This window comes from Rhizobium redzepovicii (assembly GCF_019793435.1).
GTDB lineage: Bacteria > Pseudomonadota > Alphaproteobacteria > Rhizobiales > Rhizobiaceae > Rhizobium > Rhizobium redzepovicii.
The window spans coordinates 18,544-34,667 of the sequence record NZ_JAILYH010000026.1; the positions used below are offsets into that span (position 1 = coordinate 18,544).

12 protein-coding genes and 5 pseudogenes are annotated in these 16,124 nt (G+C 60.9%); 8 read left to right on the forward strand and 9 right to left on the reverse strand.

The window, feature by feature from the left end:
- Positions 1 to 2 precede the first annotated feature (2 nt).
- From K6N12_RS30375 to K6N12_RS35095, 3 genes and pseudogenes are all read left to right on the forward strand, one after another.
- Entirely contained in the window at positions 3 to 341 is a 339-nt protein-coding gene (locus tag K6N12_RS30375) for a slr1659 superfamily regulator (RefSeq protein WP_003593689.1), read from the forward strand.
- Between the two features lie 670 nt (positions 342 to 1,011).
- A complete protein-coding gene (locus tag K6N12_RS30380; RefSeq protein ID WP_097626002.1) occupies positions 1,012 to 1,650 on the forward strand; it encodes a hypothetical protein in 639 nt (212 codons plus the stop codon).
- Between the two features lie 273 nt (positions 1,651 to 1,923).
- A pseudogene (locus K6N12_RS35095) lies at positions 1,924 to 2,044 on the forward strand (sialate O-acetylesterase); the annotation flags it as partial.
- Positions 2,045 to 2,170: 126 nt separating this feature from the next.
- Here K6N12_RS35095 and K6N12_RS30385 read toward each other — a convergent pair.
- Positions 2,171 to 2,635: an Imm26 family immunity protein gene (locus K6N12_RS30385; RefSeq protein ID WP_097626003.1), complete on the reverse strand. Its 465-nt coding sequence runs from the start codon at positions 2,633 to 2,635 to the stop codon at positions 2,171 to 2,173.
- Between the two features lie 77 nt (positions 2,636 to 2,712).
- Positions 2,713 to 3,005: pseudogene (locus K6N12_RS30390) on the reverse strand (IS66 family transposase); the annotation flags it as partial.
- On the opposite strand from K6N12_RS30390, the pseudogene K6N12_RS30395 reads away from it, so the two are divergent.
- Positions 3,004 to 3,198: pseudogene (locus K6N12_RS30395) on the forward strand (IS66 family transposase); the annotation flags it as partial. The pseudogenes K6N12_RS30390 and K6N12_RS30395 overlap by 2 nt on opposite strands.
- 173 nt (positions 3,199 to 3,371) lie before the next feature.
- Here K6N12_RS30395 and K6N12_RS30400 read toward each other — a convergent pair.
- The 3 genes and pseudogenes from K6N12_RS30400 to K6N12_RS30410 form a co-directional block, all read right to left on the reverse strand.
- Positions 3,372 to 4,136: a hypothetical protein gene (locus K6N12_RS30400; RefSeq protein WP_097626004.1), complete on the reverse strand. Its 765-nt coding sequence runs from the start codon at positions 4,134 to 4,136 to the stop codon at positions 3,372 to 3,374.
- 31 nt (positions 4,137 to 4,167) lie between these two features.
- Entirely contained in the window at positions 4,168 to 6,951 is a 2,784-nt protein-coding gene (locus K6N12_RS30405; protein WP_131711347.1) for a bifunctional diguanylate cyclase/phosphodiesterase, read from the reverse strand.
- 121 nt (positions 6,952 to 7,072) lie between these two features.
- Positions 7,073 to 7,246 (reverse strand): annotated as a pseudogene (locus K6N12_RS30410) (dihydrofolate reductase family protein); the annotation flags it as partial.
- Between the two features lie 65 nt (positions 7,247 to 7,311).
- Here K6N12_RS30410 and K6N12_RS30415 point away from each other — a divergent pair.
- Together K6N12_RS30415 and K6N12_RS30420 are read left to right on the forward strand one after the other, a co-directional pair.
- Positions 7,312 to 7,914 (forward strand): hypothetical protein, encoded by a 603-nt coding sequence (locus K6N12_RS30415; protein WP_097626006.1) that lies wholly within the window; start codon positions 7,312 to 7,314, stop codon positions 7,912 to 7,914.
- Between the two features lie 104 nt (positions 7,915 to 8,018).
- A pseudogene (locus K6N12_RS30420) lies at positions 8,019 to 8,179 on the forward strand (transposase); the annotation flags it as partial.
- Positions 8,180 to 8,361: 182 nt separating this feature from the next.
- Here the strand turns inward: K6N12_RS30420 and K6N12_RS30425 are convergent.
- Together K6N12_RS30425 and K6N12_RS30430 are read right to left on the reverse strand one after the other, a co-directional pair.
- Complete coding sequence (locus tag K6N12_RS30425) at positions 8,362 to 8,862, reverse strand: GFA family protein (RefSeq protein WP_097626007.1); 501 nt, start codon at positions 8,860 to 8,862, stop codon at positions 8,362 to 8,364.
- A 247-nt stretch (positions 8,863 to 9,109) separates the two neighbouring features.
- Complete coding sequence (locus tag K6N12_RS30430; protein ID WP_222149080.1) at positions 9,110 to 10,006, reverse strand: LysR family transcriptional regulator; 897 nt, start codon at positions 10,004 to 10,006, stop codon at positions 9,110 to 9,112.
- Positions 10,007 to 10,155: 149 nt separating this feature from the next.
- On the opposite strand from K6N12_RS30430, the gene K6N12_RS30435 reads away from it, so the two are divergent.
- Positions 10,156 to 11,172, forward strand: a complete 1,017-nt coding sequence (locus tag K6N12_RS30435) for a zinc-dependent alcohol dehydrogenase family protein (protein ID WP_097626009.1) — start codon at positions 10,156 to 10,158, stop codon at positions 11,170 to 11,172.
- A 156-nt stretch (positions 11,173 to 11,328) separates the two neighbouring features.
- On the forward strand, positions 11,329 to 12,510 hold the full coding sequence (locus tag K6N12_RS30440; protein ID WP_097626010.1) for an MFS transporter: 1,182 nt from the start codon (positions 11,329 to 11,331) through the stop codon (positions 12,508 to 12,510).
- A gap of 301 nt (positions 12,511 to 12,811) precedes the next feature.
- Here the strand turns inward: K6N12_RS30440 and K6N12_RS30445 are convergent, their stop codons facing one another.
- Both K6N12_RS30445 and K6N12_RS30450 read right to left on the reverse strand, forming a co-directional pair.
- Complete coding sequence (locus K6N12_RS30445) at positions 12,812 to 14,944, reverse strand: beta-galactosidase (RefSeq protein WP_097626011.1); 2,133 nt, start codon at positions 14,942 to 14,944, stop codon at positions 12,812 to 12,814.
- A 13-nt stretch (positions 14,945 to 14,957) separates the two neighbouring features.
- Positions 14,958 to 16,103: an ABC transporter ATP-binding protein gene (locus K6N12_RS30450; RefSeq protein ID WP_097626012.1), complete on the reverse strand. Its 1,146-nt coding sequence runs from the start codon at positions 16,101 to 16,103 to the stop codon at positions 14,958 to 14,960.
- Positions 16,104 to 16,124 lie beyond the last annotated feature (21 nt).

The following is a 16,124-nucleotide window of genomic DNA, read 5'->3' on the forward strand; positions in this document are numbered from 1 at the left end:
GAATGGAAATCAGCGACGAAAACTTCCGTGTATGGGCGGAACAGAACGAAGTCTATTTCGACGGCGTCTTCCGGCTGGCCGGACCGGACGCCTATGCACCGATCTATTCATTGATCTCCGGCCTGCTCCACGACGGACACAAACAGGTGACGTTCAACCTGACCGGTCTCGAGTTCCTCAATTCCTCCGGCATAAATCTCCTGGCCAAGTTGACCATCGAGGCCAGAAAGATGGGCGACCTGCTGCTCATCGTCAAAGGCACGCATCAATATCCCTGGCAAGCCAAATCCCTCCCGAACCTCAAGAAGCTGCACCCGCTGCTTGATTTGCGGTTGGCGTGATTTGGGGCGTCCGTGCTTCAAGGCATTCATGTCTCCACCCCTATTCCTGTGCTCGTCACAGAAATCCAGCCACGGCGCGTCCGCGCCGTGAATGAACCAAATCGCGCGGAAAAAGTCTTTCACGCCCAAGGACTTGGGCGCACGGGATTCCTGTGACAAGCACAGGAATGAGGGAGCACGGCTGGCGTCCACGCGCCCAATCCTCCGCTCACATGGTGTAGCACACACCCTGTTCCTGCTCGCCCCTCCCGCATCGACTCCACCAGATTGGCCGCGATGATGGCCGCCGGCACGTCGGCGGTCAGAACCGACTCTGCGCCGTGAATAGATGTTTGTGCCCGCCCTCCCTCCGTCGTGCTTGGCCTTGAGCCGAGCATCCACCGCATCGTGGCGTGGGTCCTCGGCTCAAGGCCGAGGAAGACGGAGAGTGGGCTGGTTTTCCAGCCAAACTTGGGGGCTTACAAGCCGCTGGGTCTCGGCTGTTTCATCGGGCCGGCACACCTTTCCACCCTCACCAAGTCAGCTAAGCCGGCGTTTCCTCTAAGACCATAGCCGTGGGCCGGGACCAGACCTCAGTCCGATGTGCAGAATGCGATCGCGGTTTAATCTTTCACAACTGCTTACGTCGTGAAACTGCACGGCGCCTATTGATCTGATCCGGAGGAAAACGATGCGGATAGCAACCTTAGCGTCTCTGGCTGTGCTCTCGCTGGCTCTTGCCGCAGGCCCGGTCACGATTGCCGGTATTGATATGGCCGCGCTAGCGAAGGACGGCGGCAATGGTGGTGGCAACGGCGGCGGTAACGGCGGCGGCAATGGCGGCGGTCATGGAAGCAGCGGCAGCCACGGCAGCGACAACCAGGGCAGAGGTTCAGCCAATAGCGGCTCCAAATCGACAGGCTTGAAAGGCAAATCGTCGGAAGCGGAAGGCAAGTCCAAGTCGGCAAAAACAGACAGGGTCATAAAAGAGAAAAACCTTTCGGCGCAGCTTGCGGGCCTGAACTCCTTGAAGCGGAATTACAGGGCGTTGATGCATACCTCGGACCCACGCATGACGGCCATCTCGGCCTATGCCGTGGCTTATGCCCAGTATGAAATCGACAACGGAATCGAGCCCACAGCCACCGATCCTCTGCTTGGGGACGCGGCGCTGGAGGATGCATTGGCTTCCGCAACGAAATCCGGTCAGGTGAGCCCGGCGGTCCTGGCTGAAGCGAAGACCATTCTGGGCGTGGGCGATGCGGACGGTAAGATCGATCAAATCCGCACCTCGCTGGAAAACGCCGCGCCGGCGACGTCAGACGAATAGCCACCAGTGGGTTGCGTGAGGTGCGCAGCTAATCGGTTATGTTGCGCACCAGACTATGAGAGCATTTCCGTCTTTGTTTGAGTAACGGAATGCTCTCTTTTTTTGAGCAAATTCGGGGCGCGAACGTGCTCTGAGAGATCGGCAGGGATGCCCCTCATCCACCTGCCGACACCGATCGGAGTCGAGCCACCGGCCTCGATTCCGGTCGGATTAGGGTAACGGGCAGCGACCTGACGCACCGTTCGGTGCACAGGCGGGGTGGCGCCTCAAGCCGCCTTGCTCGACGGAGACTTCCGCTACGACGATTGTCGTATCGCGGCCATAGGCGCGGAAAAACTGGCGGGCCTGGCTGAACCTGCTGCGCGGCGATCGCCACCTGAAAACCTCGCGATAGTCTTCCCTGAACCGTAAGCGCTGTCTCGCTCCCACCTTGAAGCTTCTGCCGTTTCGAAGCCTGCCGTCGTGAAGGTGCGACGGCGCTTCGCCGCAACATAGGGCGTTCCGACAAGGTCGATCAGCGCTATTTTCGGGGCCGCATTGATGCCCACCACTTGTTCGAGATGCCGTTCAGATGATCACGAAGCCTGTCTTCGACATGCTCAGGGCTCCAAACAGCAGCGCATTCTAGGCAGTCCGCCTCTTCAAAGCTGAGCGGAGAGTCGGCATTCGCGATGGCATCATACGCTGAAATTCTGCCCGAAATCCGGTCCTGCTTGAAAAACACCGCGCCGTCCAACGCGGACACCGTGGGTGGATCAACCTTTCCAACGATGGGCCATCGCCCGGACTTCGCAGCGCTGTCCATCACCCATAGCTTGAAGAGAACCGCTCGATCTCGCACGTCTTGAACCGGCTCTTCACGTTCGGTAACACCGTCGAGGAAAGCGAACAGCGGATGTGTTAGGGCGACGGCGTGAAATTGCTTTCCGTTTCCAATGTCGATCCTAACGATATCGCCTCGCTTCTGCTTTCTGCCTCTGACCATCGCGCCCTCGCTGTTCCAGCGGCACGTTTAGCCGGTCCCGAGAAGTCCGCAAAGGGCCGACGAAAGCCTTTGGCACATCCAGCGACGCGGGCACGATGCTGAGTGAGCCAGGTTCGCATGTCCGCAATCAACGAAGCTGATCGTTCCTGCCGCCCGGCGAAGCGAGCTTCTGGGGAAAGATCAACGTAACTCAGCCTCAATGCGATAGAGTTCGCCGATTTGCTTCATGCCTTCCTCTGCAATCGGCGCTTTGCCAATACGAGTGATCTCGACCAGCTTGCGCCCAACAATAGGCTAGCCGGATGTCAGGGCCGACGCGGTCGGGTGCGATCAGCCGACTATATCCGGCATACCCATCGACCTGGAGGACCCGTGCCCCGGTTCTCGATCCCGGTTTCTCGCAAGACGAAGACTGGATACTTCTGGGCGCTGGCGCGGGATGATCGCCCTTGGGGCGGCAGCGGTCCGCCAGGCGTCGCGTGCCCCCACCCGGTGTCGCTTTTACCTATGCTCCCGGCCGTGGCGGGCAGCATGCCGAGCGGATATTGCAAGGGTTCACGGGCGAGGAGCGGCCGCGTAGCCTAGGACCATAGCCGAGGCCGCGAACCCGACCTCAGCCCGATGTGCAATGCGCGACAGCAATCTATCTTTCATCAGGTTAAAATGGCATGCACATTGGGCGCCAAGACAGCCGCCGACCAAGATCTCACATGTCGCCAAGATTATCTGAAATCGCTTAAAGAGACCGGCCGAGAGTTCGCATCTCGGCAAACACGTGAAAGAATTGCTCTCTCATGCTGTCAAAGCTGGACGGTAAATCGTCACCGACCCTTGCCTCAAACTGATAGTCATCGGACGTATCCCTGGTGTGTCGCGTGAGCGAGCCCGAGATTTTCCTTCCACCGCTTTTGGCAGTGTAACTGCTTGACTGTTTATCGTCTGGGCTCGTGAAACGGTTCTTGATGAACTCACATTGAAGTCCGATGAGTGCTGCCGGCACGAATTTTCGTCCCAAGAAAATTGCGACCTCGCTTCCGGCGACGGTCTGAATGAGCACCTCGTTGCTGCTTGGATGGACAAATATCTTGTATTCGAGACGCGGGGGCAGTGCGTTCATAGGTTCCGCCCATGCTCCGTAAACGGAGCGTATCCGTTTAAGACGTCGCATCCGGGATTCCCGGTCGTAGCCTGGAATTTCGTGCTCGTAGAAGCCAGCATTGAAACGATGAACCGCCCTGGTGAACTCGATCCTATCGGCAAGGTCCGGGCTTCGCGTCTGCTGCCAACCATCGAACTTAAGATGGTTCGCGGCCGTACCTAGCGCGGACAACAAGATCTCCATTGCGCTTTCGAAGACCTTTATCTCAGGTTCCGAGAGACCGTTATAGTCGGGGCGCTCGACAGAGGCCGGCCGATATCGCAGCACCGGTTCGAACGGCTTTCGATGCCTTTCCAGCTCACTCAAGCGCTGCAACAGCCTGTAGCCTTCTTGCCTATCCATCGGCACCTCCGCCTTTTATAGAACCCTTCGGTCAAGCGGCCTTCTCAACCGCCGGCTCGCCCATCGCCTGCGGCTTGCCAAGCAGATAACCCTGCGCCTCGTCGCATTGTTCTTCCAAGAGCGTGTCGAGCTGCGCCTGGGTTTCCACGCCCTCCGCCAGCACCGGCACCTCAAGGCTGCGGCCAAGGGCCAGGATGGCGCGGACGATCGCCTTTGATTGCGGGCTGGTTTCGACCTCGGCCATGAAGCTCTTGTCGAGTTTGATCTTGTCGAACGGGAAGGAGCGCAGCGTTTCCAGTGAGGAATAGCCGGTGCCGAAGTCGTCGATGGCGATCGACACGCCGAGCGCCTTGATCTGCCGCATCGTCCGCAAGGCCTTATCCTTGTCGACGATGATCGAGCTTTCGGTGATCTCGATTTCGAGACGCCGCGGGTTCAGGCCGGTTTCCGCAAGGATCTCCGATATGACGGCGGCCATATCGGCATGGCCGAGCTGAATCGGCGAGAGGTTGACGGCGATCTTGTGGCTGTTGTTCCAGCTCGCCGCCTCGCGGCAGGCTTCCCTGAGAACCCATTCGCCGATCGGGAGGATCGCGCCGCATTCCTCGGCAAGGCCGATGAAATCCATGGGCGGGATGTTGCCGCGTTCATGATGGCGCCAGCGCAGCAGAACTTCGTAGCCGGTGATCTCGCCCGTCCGCACCGATTTTTGCACCTGATAGTGCAGATGCAGCTGGCTGCGGTCGATCGAGGCCCAGAGGTCCTTGGCGAGCGAACGGCGGCGGCGCGCATGCTCGTCCATGGCAGCCTCGTAGAAGCAGACCTTCTGCAGCAAGGATTGTTTGGCGCGGTACATGGCAAGGTCGGCATTGGCGAGAAGGCCGTCGACTCCGGCTGCATCGCTCGGATAAACCGCCACGCCGAGGCTGGCGCCCGTCTTGATCTCGAAGCCGTCGATCGTGACCGTCCCGGTGAGCGCGCCTTCCAGCCGTGCGATGAAATCGTGGAGCGCGCTCAGCTCATCGAAGCGCTTGGTCGCGGCGAACTCGTCTCCGCCGAACCGGGCGATGAACTCGCCCTCCTGCCGCGCTTCATCGAGACGCCGCGCCAGCTCGACAAGCACCTTGTCGCCGGTGCCGTGCCCGTGCTGGTCGTTGATCTCCTTGAACTTGTCGAGATCGATGCCGATGACGGCGACATTGCCCCTCACCCGGTCGGCGATCATCATTTCCTCGGAGACGCTCTCGCCGAACTGTAGCCGGTTCGGCAGGCCCGTCAGGCCGTCATGCTTGGCAAGGAAGGCAACCTGCTCCTCGGATTTCAGGCGATCGGTGATGTCTTCGAAGGTGACGACCCAGCCGCCATTGGGCAGCATGTTGACATTCTGCTGGATGGATATGCCGCTCGGATATCTGTGAACCGCGCTGCCGGCGCCTGATCTGATCAGCGCCATGTTCCTGGTATAATGCGCCTCGGCCCGCGCGGCCGCCTCGCCGGGATCCTCCGTATTGGCGGCATAGCCGATGTCGACGATCTCACGGTAGATCATGCCGGGACGCACCGATCCCTCGGGGAACCGGAAGATTTCCAGATAGCGTTTGTTGCAAAGCAGCAGGCGCTCGTCCCTGTCGAACATGCAGATGCCCTGCCCGATATTTTCGAGCGCGACGTCGAGATTGCGGGTGACCTCCTCGATCCGGTCGGCATCGTCCTTCTGCTTGCTGTTATCCTTGGTGATCTTGGCATAGCCGATCAGTTCGCCGGCCTCGTCATAGATCGGGTCGATGACGACATGAGCCCAGAAGGAGGAGCCGTCCTTGCGGTAACGCCATCCCTGGGCTTCGAACTTGCCTTCACTGCGGGCGGTTCGAAGCGCCCGCTGCGGCAGGCCTTTGCGGCGATCTTCCTCAGAATAGAACAGCGAGAAATCCTTGCCGACGATCTCGTCGGCGCTATAGCCCTTGGCACGCTGGGCGCCGGCATTCCAGTTGCTGACCTTGCCATCCGGATCGAGCATGTAGATCGCGTAGTCGGTCACTCCCTGCACCAGGAGCTTGAAGTTGCGCTCCGCCCCGGCCGTCTTGGCCTGCGAGCGCACGGCGAAGATCGCGGCCGCAAAACCCGCCGCCAGCAGCGAAAGGGTGACGGCTGCGATCGTCACCGCCATCAGCGCCGGCGAAAGAAGCATGGCGGGATTGAGCGCAGTGATCCCGGGAATGACCGTGATCCCCGCCATTGCGGTGAAATGCAGGGCAACGACACCAAATGTCAGGAGAACTGTCGGCGCCAGCTTACCCAAAGTCGACCGGCCGCTCCGGCCGGCAAATCGAAAGGCCGCGACCGAAAACGCCACGCCGAGAACGACTGAGGCCGTCACGAAGCCCGTATCCCACGAGATTTCACCGGGGAATTCGATCGCCAACATGCCGGCGAAATGCATAGACCAGATACCGACGCCGAAGAGCACGCCCGCCAGGACGTTCGCCACCCATCTGTCATAGGCGATCTTGGCGGCAACTGCCGCCGTGGTCGCCACGATCGCGACCAAGAGCGAGATCAGCGTCAATCCGGCATGATAACCGACGACGACGCCGGGGTCGTAGGCCAGCATGGCGATGAAATGCGTGGCCCAGATGCCGAAACCACCCGCCGCCCCCGCTGTCGCTAGCCACACCCACCGAACCGCGCCATCGGATAAGGTCGCCCGATGCAGCAGAACGAGCGCGCAATGGCTGGCGAGAAAGCAGATCAGACCCGCAAGCCCGACCAGCGTGAGATCATGCTGGTCGGTAACGCACGTCAGAACGGTAAACATGGAAGAGGCCCTCGATTTCAGAGGGCACGCTAATCAGCGGTCGCTTAAGGAAGGTTGAAATGGGCGGGCGACGAGTGCGGAAATGCCGGTGTTTGGGAGGGTTGGGCGTGGGGTTGTGAGATTAGGGTTTATCGCGGGTGTCTTGGTATGGTGAATGGATTTTCGACTGACGCGGAGGGCGAGGCCCCGCGAAATAGGACTTCCCCTGCCCCACCACGACCGGATGCAGGCAGATCCGATACGCGTCGATCAGGCCAAGTTCGGTCAGGCTGTGGGCGAGCCCCGGGCCGACGACTAGACTAGATCTCCCCAATTTCACCCAAGCACGGTGGTAGCGGACTTGGATGAGGGGAATCTAGGATGTCCATCTTGCTAAGAAATTTGTCGCTACTGGTTGGAATAACATTGGCGGTACCAGCCTTTGGCAATTGCTTAACCGCCAATGAGACCAAACAGGGCGTGCTGATGACCAGAGAGGCGCCTTTCTATTCCGTATTCTACAAGCCGAACGGCCCGGGTCTAACCGAACAACGGCTGGTGGAGCGCGACGGTTCGCTGCAGCCAGTCTCGGCTGTATATCTGCACCCCTTGCTCGTCGAAAAGAGAGTGAGTGCCAGCGGGACGCATGAGCTGAAATACGCGAATGCGATTGCGTTAGACGATCTACCCCAGAAGAAGAACTGGCAATCAGACACCACGCTTTTCATCAATGGCAAAAAATCCGTTTCGGGCACGACCTTCATGAGGTTCGACGGCTTGGGAGAGGAAACTATTGCATCTTGTTCCTACAAAGTCTGGGCCATCAACAGCCGTCTGGAACTGACGGAATTGCCTCCGATTATTTTCGAACAATACTATTCCCCCGAGCTTCATCTCGTTCTTCGTTCGGTGAGGCTGAACGCCTCCAACCAGCCATTGAGCGAGGTTCGATTTGATCGATTCCAAATCGGCTGGGGCAACTAGGGGAATGTCCACTCTGTCATCCCAGAAAGCCCGCTGGGCGTGACCTTGCCCCATTGGAATAATCCATTTTGAGGTCAGCTCTGGCCCATTGAGAGGACCAGGGAATGAAGCGCAATCGTTCACAGACGAACAGATCATCGCCGTTCTGAAGGAGCACAGTGAGCCTGCGAACGGCACGCCGGTCTCGGAGCTTTGCCGCAAGCAGGGCGTCAGTGATGCCAGCATCTATAAATGGATGGCAAAATTCGGCGGCATGGACGTATCCTAAGCCAAGCGGCTGAAGACGCTGGAAGACGAGAACACGCAGCGGAAACAATGCACTTTGGCACCAATTTGGCACCGCTTATGCCTAGCTCGACAACATGATACTGCAATACGATAGCGGAATAATCGCTTAAAACGTGGACTTCCCAAGAGCTTCGAAGCACGAGGGCTGCCGCAATAGCCTCAGCCTTCACGCCCCCTCATCGCCCATGAGTTGGTATCGTGATCGGGGTGCTGGTTGTTGCTCTCTTTGATCGCCGCAGCCCAGTCGGCGCCGTTGGTTTCGGTCGCGCCGGTATTTTCGATGCCGGTGATCGTATCGAACCATACCACCATGTTCTCGGTGCAGGTATTGGCATGCGGCGGGAAGAGGTTTGGGTCGTCGAGCGAACCGATCATCAGGTTGGTGCGGCCGTTTTCGAGGTGGTGGAAAAACAAGGGCGTGCCGCAATTGGCGCAGAAGCCGCGCTCGACAAGCTCCGAGCTCTTCCAAATGCCCGGCTTGCCGCGTGTCCAGGTGAGCACATCATCGGGCGCAGCAACGAGCGCGGCAAAGATGTTTCCCGAGGCTTTCTGGCACATGCGGCAATGGCAGAGATGCGAATTGTCGAACATCGCGGTTGCGTGGTAGCGCACGGCACCGCACTGGCAGCCGCCGCTGAGCTGCATCTCGATGCGTTTCATTTTTTCTCCTCCTTCAAGAGGTGGGTTGGGCTTCATCTCTTTTAGGTTGTCGTTTTTTGATCGTCCAGCCTGGCCGGAGATTGCAGTTCGGCGAATGCAAGAAGCAGCGTTGGAGGGTGCTTCGAGGCTCCGCCCTTTCGGGCTACACGCCTCAGCACGAGGAGCCTTGGAGAGTACCGCAACCTCTCTCCGACCTCATCCTGAGGTGCCCGCAGGGCCCTCGAAGGACGGGGCGGGTGTGACGGAGCTAGAGATTTCTCTCTCGAAGCGCATCGACGATGACGGAGAAGGCCGGGAGGTTCTGCCGACGGCTTGGGTAGTAGAGGTAATAGCCGGCGAATTTGGGGGTCCAGTCTTCGAGGAAGAGTTGGAGACGCCCTTCCGCGATATGCGTTTCGATATAGCTTTCCGGAACGAAGGCGATGCCGTAGCCTTGAAGGGCTGCGGCGACCATTTCGCGATCGGTGTTGAAGGTGAACTGGCCCTCCACCCTCACCCGGACCTCCTCGTCGTTCTTTTCGAATTCCCAGGCGTACAGTCCGCCCACCCGGTCGAGACGCCTGTTGATGCAGTTGTGATGCATGAGCTCCTGCGGTGTCGTCGGCACCGCTCTTGTCTTGAAATAGTCAGGGGAAGCGATGGCCACCAGCCGCCAGTCCGGCCCGATCCGCACCGCGACCATGTCCTTCTCCAGGCTCTCGCCAAGACGCACGCCCGCATCGAAGCCATCCTCGACGATGTTGCGGAAGCTGTTGTCGACGCTGAGTTCCAGTTTGATATCCGGATATTCCCCAAGGACGGGGGCGAGCTTCGGCCAGACCACGCTTTCCATCGCGTGGTTCGAAAGGGTGATCTTGACGGTGCCGGCCGGTTTGTCGCGATAGGCCATCAATGCCGCGATATCCGCCTCGATTTCGGAAATGCGCGGTGCAAGCGATTGCCGGAGACGCTCGCCGGCCTCTGTCGTCGCCACGCTCCGCGTCGTGCGGGTGAGAAGCCGCAACCCCATGCGCGCTTCGAGTTCCTTCACGGCGTAGCTCAGCGTCGATTGCGCGACCCCCAGTTTCGCCGCGGCCCTGGTGAAGCTGCGTTCCTCCGCCACCCCCAGGAAGAGCAGCAGTTCATTGAAATTCTCGCGGGCCACGGCGATATCTCCAGTCATTCCGATCCGACGCCATTAATAGCCGATTTCGATAAGTCCATGCAAATTGCAACGGCTAATCGGAGTTATCGAATGGTGCTATCCATCTCCCAAAGAATGAGACGGGCATTCCGCCCGGACAGGAGATGACCATGCTCGGCACCGTCCTTCGCGCCCCCGGCGATATCCGCTGCGAGGAAGTCGCGGAACCGAAAATCGAGAAACCCACCGACGCGATCATCAAGCTGTCGGCGTCCTGTGTCTGCGGCTCCGACCTCTGGCCCTATCGAGGCCTTCAACCGGTGAATGCCCCGCAGCACATGGGTCACGAATATTGCGGCGTGGTCGTCGAGGTCGGCAGCGAGGTCAGGACCGTCCGGCCCGGCCAGTTCGTGGTCGGCTCGTTCTGCCTGTCCGACAACACCTGCCCGCATTGCCGCTATGGCTTCCAGTCGTCATGCGAACATCGCGAATTCATGTCGGGCGCGCAGGCTCCCTATGCCCGGATCGCTATGGCCGACGGCACACTGGTCGCAACCGACACCATGCCGTCCGACGACCTGATCCCGAGCTTGCTCGCGGCTTCGGATGTCCTTGGCACTGGCTGGTATGCGGCCGATGCCGCGCGGGTCACGCCGGGATGCACGGCGGTCGTGGTCGGCGACGGCGCGGTCGGCCTGATGGGCGTGCTCGCGGCCAAACAGCTTGGCGCCGGCCGCATCATTGCGATGAGCCGCCACAAGCAGCGCCAGGAACTGGCGCTCGAATATGGGGCGACCGACATCATCACCGAGCGCGGCGACGCGGGTGTCGCCAGGGTCAAGGAATTGACTGACGGAGTCGGCGCGGACTCGGTGCTGGAATGCGTCGGCACTGAGGAGTCGATGATGCAGGCGATCAATGCCTGCCGCCCCGGCGGTTCGATCGGCTATGTCGGCGTTCCCCATGGCGTCAGTCTCGACGGACAGATGCTTTTCTTCGCACAGAAGAACCTGTTGGGCGGCCCTGCCCCGGTTCGCCGCTTCCTGCCGCACCTGATCGATCTCATCCTGTCGCGCAAGATCAACCCCGGAAGGGTCTTCGACCTCGAAGTGCCGCTCGCCGATGTCGCCCAAGGCTACAAGGCAATGGACGAGCGCTCGGCGATCAAGACGCTTCTGCGAATGTGACGTCCGGTTTCCGGATCACCCCCCGAAACTTAGCCGTCCGAGATTTCGAAATCGACGACGCTGGCATGGCTTGTCGGCGCGACCCTGGTCGCCGGAACGGCGACGCGCAGCCGTCGCCCGGCGCCATGAACAACCCCGCTTAGAAGGGACAGCCCGATGGACATCAATTACGACATGAAAATCGAAGCCAAGACGACGCCGTGGAGTGCGGTCATCTGCATGATGCTGACCTCCTTCGTGCTCGTCGCGTCGGAATTCATGCCGGTAAGCCTGCTGACCCCGATCGCCGACGAACTGGCGAGCACCGCCGGCCAGGCAGGTCAGGCGATCTCGATCTCCGGTTTCTTCGCCGTCATCACCGCCTTGTTCAGCAACGTGTTGTTTGCGCGTTTCGACCGACGACTGGTGATCCTCTGCTACACCGTCGTGCTCCTGGCGTCGGGCCTGGCGGTCACCTTTGCCCCCAATTACCTCATATTCATGGTCGGCCGCGCGCTCATCGGCGTGTCGATCGGCGGCTACTGGTCCTTGGCGACGGCGATCATCGCCCGCATCGCCTCCGGTCCCGACGTGCCGAAGGCGCTGGCCATGCTGCAAGGCGGAAGCGCGCTCGCCGCAGTGATCGCCGCACCGCTTGGAAGCTTCCTCGGCAGCCTTGTCGGATGGCGCGGCGCCTTCTTCATCGTCGTGCCGATCGGCATTATCGCCTTCATCTGGCAAGCCATCGCCCTGCCCCGGATGCCGGGTGGCCAAAGCGGATCGCTCGGCAGGACCTTCAGCCTGATGGGCAACCGCACTTTCGCCCTCGGCATGACGGCGATGATCCTGTTCTTCATGGGGCAATTCGCGCTCTCGACCTATCTCAGGCCGTTTCTCGAAGACATCACCCATCTCGGCGTGAACACGCTCTCGCTGGTGCTCCTCGGAATCGGCCTTGCCGGCCTCGCCGGAACCTCGCTGATCCCCTCCATGCTGCGCTCTCACATGGCCCACGTGCTCATCGGGTTTCCGGCGGTGCTGGTGACCGTGGCCCTGGCGCTCGTCGGCCTTGGCCCCTTCGCCTTCGCGACGGCCGGCTTGCTGCTTTTCTGGGGCTTGCTGACGACGCCGGTGCCGGCGGCATGGACGACCTGGATGACCCGGACAGTCCCGCACCATCTGGAGGAAGCCGGCGCCTGGTTTGTCGCCCTCATTCAGTTTGCGATCACTTCAGGGGCATTCGCCGGCGGTCTGTTGTTCGATCATGTCGGCTGGTGGAGCCCGTTTGTGTTGAGTGCGGTGACCATGCTGGGTTCGGCGGTGACTGCGGTTGGGGTGACGCGGGGGTTGAGACGTTAGGCGGTGGCCGCCTAAAACACGGCGTCGCCGTATATTGGTTGGACTTATGTAAGCGCCGGCGTGCCGTGTGCCCACCTCATCCGACCCTGCGGGCCACCTTCTCCCCGCTGGGGAGAAGAGGGAGCAAGGCGCGCCGACATTGTCCAACGAACCCGATTCTTCTGAGGCACTCCATTAAATGGAGTCCAGGCGAAGCGGGATTCTCCCCTCTTCTCCCCAGCGGGGAGAAGGTGGCCCGCAGGGTCGGATCAGGGGGCCACACGGCACACCCTCCATTATCACCGTTCTATGCGCCCTCGCCTCACCCCTCCAACTCCACAATCGCACAGCCATACCCCTCAAGCTCCAGCCTCCCCTTCACCGCCTTCCCCCCATCCAGCAGATCTCGCCCGGCCGGCACGCCGCCGATCGTCGCCGGCTGGTCCGTATAGTTCTGCACAAACAGCAGCCGCCGCTCGTCATTCATCCGCATCGTCACCTCCACGCCTTCGGGCAGGCCGCCGACCAGCGGTTCGATGCCTGCCTGGGGGAAGAGGCGTTCGGTCAGCGCTTCGGTCAACTCAGGCGTGAGATAGGTGCCGAGATAGACCACCTGCCCCTTGCCGACCTTGCGGGCGGTCGCCATTGCCCAGCCCTCGGCATAGCGGTTCGACCAGGCGGCGATCACTTCGACGTCGCTATCGACGGTGAGGTTTTCATAGAAGTGGCCGGCGGTGATTTCGCGGTTGCCGATCTTGAAGCGGCGTTGGCGGCGCTGGGATTCGGCCGGTTTGTTCGGCGGGATGACGAGACCGCCGGAGCGCTCCATCACGTCGAACAGGCCGTTGGCGCCGGGGGCGGTAAGACGGCCGAAATCTTCGACGCGTACGCCGGTGAGTTTAGACAGCGCGGTGCCCGGCGCGGTTTGCCGGATGACGTGGTTGTCTTCGTCGCGGGTGCCGGTGCGGGCGCCGATGACGACGGTGCCGCCTGAGGCTGCGAAGGCTTCGAGCTTGGCCGTCCATTCATCCTTCCACATCACCCAATGCGGGACATAGAAAAGTTTCAGCCTGGAAAGATCGTCTTCGGGATGAATGAAACCGCAGGCGATGCCGCGATCGTAGCAATATTGATGCATCAGGATCGCGTCGTCCTGCGGGCTCGGCAGGCCGATCGGATAGGTCTTGTGGGCTTCCTGATTGTCGAAATCGGAGCCGGCGATGCCGACATCCATGCGCACATAGGTGCCGAGGATCTTCGGCTGCAGCGCGATCATCTCGGTCGCGAAGCGCTTGGCCTCCTCATAGCGGTGGCGGCCGATATCGTCATGATCGATGATGCCCATCCAGTAGATCTCGGCGCCGAAATGGGCCGGGCGCCAGCGGAAGAACATCAAGCCGTCAGCCCCGTGGGCGACCGAGGAGAGCGCCATGCGGCGCAACTCGCCCGGCTCCGGCGTCAGCGTGCAGAAGCCCGGCTGGCTGCCGAAACCCGATTGCTGCTCGGGAACGATGTAATTGCCGGAGAAGCCGCGGCAGATATCGAGGTGCAGCGCCTGCACCTTGGCGTGGTTGCCGAGCCGCTGGAACTCGTCATAGAGCATCGGATAGATGTCGTAGCCGACGAAATCGAGATCCTTGCTGAACTGCCCGCGGAAATCGATATCCCTCAAGCCCCCGAGATTGTGGAAGACGAACCAGGAGGGTTTGACGGCTCTGAGGATTTCCACCTGATCGTGCTGGAAGCGCGCTGTGGAGAAGGCGAGGAAGCGGTGGTAATCCTGCAGATGGCCGGGGCTCGGGAAGGTCGGACCGAACTCGATCGGCAGCACCACCTGGTCGAAACCGTCATAGGCCGTCGCCCAGAAATCGCCGCCCCAGGCCCGGTTGAGCTTGGCGATCTCGCCGTATTTGTCGGCGAGGAAGGCCTGGAATTCGCTGAGCGTCGCCTTGGAAAAGCTCTCCGGCATGCTGGTGTTGAGCTCGTTATCGGTCTGCCATCCCACGACATGCGGGTTGTCGCGATAGTGCTCGGCCATTGCCTTGGTGATGCGCTTGCTGTGCTCGCGAAACACAGGGCTTGCCGTGTCGCAATGCTGGCGCGAGCCGTGGCTCATCGGCCGGCCCTTGCCGTCAACCCTTAAAATTTCAGGGTGGGCTGCGGTCAGCCAGCGCGGCGGCGTCGCCGTCGGCGTGCACATGATCGTATCGATGCCGTAACGCCCGAGCAGTGATATGGCACGGTCGAACAGATCGAAATCGAAAGTACCGAGCTTCGGCTCGAGAATATGCCAGGCGAATTCGGCCATGCGCACCACGTTGAAGCCGGCTTTGGCCATGCGCTCGGCGTCGCGCTCCCAATAGCTTTCATCGACATGCTCGGGATAATGCGGCGCACCGACGAGGAAGCGGTCGGTCTTGACGGGGTTCCATACGGAGAGGGTCTTGTCGGACACGGTGGGTCTTTCCTTATCTGTCGAGAATGGTCTTGCGGGCGCTGATCGCGCGGCCGCCTTCGGATGAAAAGAGATAGAGCTCGCTGGCATCGAGCTTCAGCGCCACCTTCTGCTCAGCGGCGAAGGGCGCGACGTAGCTGAGCTGCACGGTGATGTGGCCGGTGCCGCTCTCCGAGGCGATGGTTCGCATATTGCCGGCGTCGACATAGAGAATGGTTTCGCGGCCGAGATGCTCGACCAGCCGGACATCGCCTTCGATCGCCCCGCCCTGGCTGGCATCGGTGACGATCGATATCGTCTCCGGACGAACGCCGAGCGTCAGGCTGGCGCCTTTTCCAAGCGCCGACGGCTGCGCCAGCTCCACTGTCACCGGCACGAGGCCGGGTGCCGAAACGGTGATATTGCGGCCCGACACGTCGTCGACGGTGACGCCGAGGAAATTCATGCGCGGCGCGCCGAGGAAGCCGGCGACAAAAAGATTGTCGGGGTTGCGGTAAAGCTCCAACGGCGAGCCGACCTGCTCGATGATCCCCTGGTTCAGCACGACGATGCGGCTTGCCATGGTCATCGCCTCCACCTGGTCGTGGGTGACGTAGACCATGGTGGCGCCGAGTTCGGCATGCAGGCTGCTCAATTCGACGCGCATCTGGGTGCGGAGCGCCGCATCGAGGTTCGACAGCGGCTCGTCGAACAGGAAGACCTCGGGCGAGCGGGTGATCGCCCGGCCGATCGCCACACGCTGCCGCTGGCCACCGGAAAGCTGCTTCGGGCGCTTGTCGAGCTGATCGGTAATCCTCAAGATCTTGGCGGCGCGTGCAACGGCCACGTCGATCTCGGCCTTCGGGCGCTTGGCCATGCGCAGGCCGAAGCCCATATTCTCCGCCACCGTCATATGCGGATAGAGCGCATAGGACTGGAAGACCATGGCGATGCCGCGATCACCCGGTTCCTGCTTGCTGACGTCGCGGCCATTGATCAGGATCTGGCCGGAGGAAATCTCCTCCAGGCCGGCGATCGATTTCAAAAGCGTGGACTTGCCGCAGCCCGACGGCCCGACCATGACGATGAACTCGCCTTGCGCCACGGAAAGATCGATGCCGCGCAGCGCATGATAGCTGCCGTAATTCTTGTTGATCTCACGGAGTTCGAGACTGGTCATGTCCTGGCCCTCTCTTGTTGA

Coding starts and splice junctions, on each gene's coding strand:
- K6N12_RS30450 (WP_097626012.1), bottom strand. CDS start 16,103: ATGACCAGTCTCGAACTCCGTGAGATCAACAAGAATTACGGCAGCTAT.
- K6N12_RS30400 (WP_097626004.1), bottom strand. CDS start 4,136: ATGGATAGGCAAGAAGGCTACAGGCTGTTGCAGCGCTTGAGTGAGCTG.
- K6N12_RS30375 (WP_003593689.1), top strand. CDS start 3: ATGGAAATCAGCGACGAAAACTTCCGTGTATGGGCGGAACAGAACGAA.
- K6N12_RS30405 (WP_131711347.1), bottom strand. CDS start 6,951: ATGTTTACCGTTCTGACGTGCGTTACCGACCAGCATGATCTCACGCTG.
- K6N12_RS30385 (WP_097626003.1), bottom strand. CDS start 2,635: ATGGTCAGAGGCAGAAAGCAGAAGCGAGGCGATATCGTTAGGATCGAC.
- K6N12_RS30435 (WP_097626009.1), top strand. CDS start 10,156: ATGCTCGGCACCGTCCTTCGCGCCCCCGGCGATATCCGCTGCGAGGAA.
- K6N12_RS30425 (WP_097626007.1), bottom strand. CDS start 8,862: ATGAAACGCATCGAGATGCAGCTCAGCGGCGGCTGCCAGTGCGGTGCC.
- K6N12_RS30380 (WP_097626002.1), top strand. CDS start 1,012: ATGCGGATAGCAACCTTAGCGTCTCTGGCTGTGCTCTCGCTGGCTCTT.
- K6N12_RS30440 (WP_097626010.1), top strand. CDS start 11,329: ATGGACATCAATTACGACATGAAAATCGAAGCCAAGACGACGCCGTGG.
- K6N12_RS30415 (WP_097626006.1), top strand. CDS start 7,312: ATGTCCATCTTGCTAAGAAATTTGTCGCTACTGGTTGGAATAACATTG.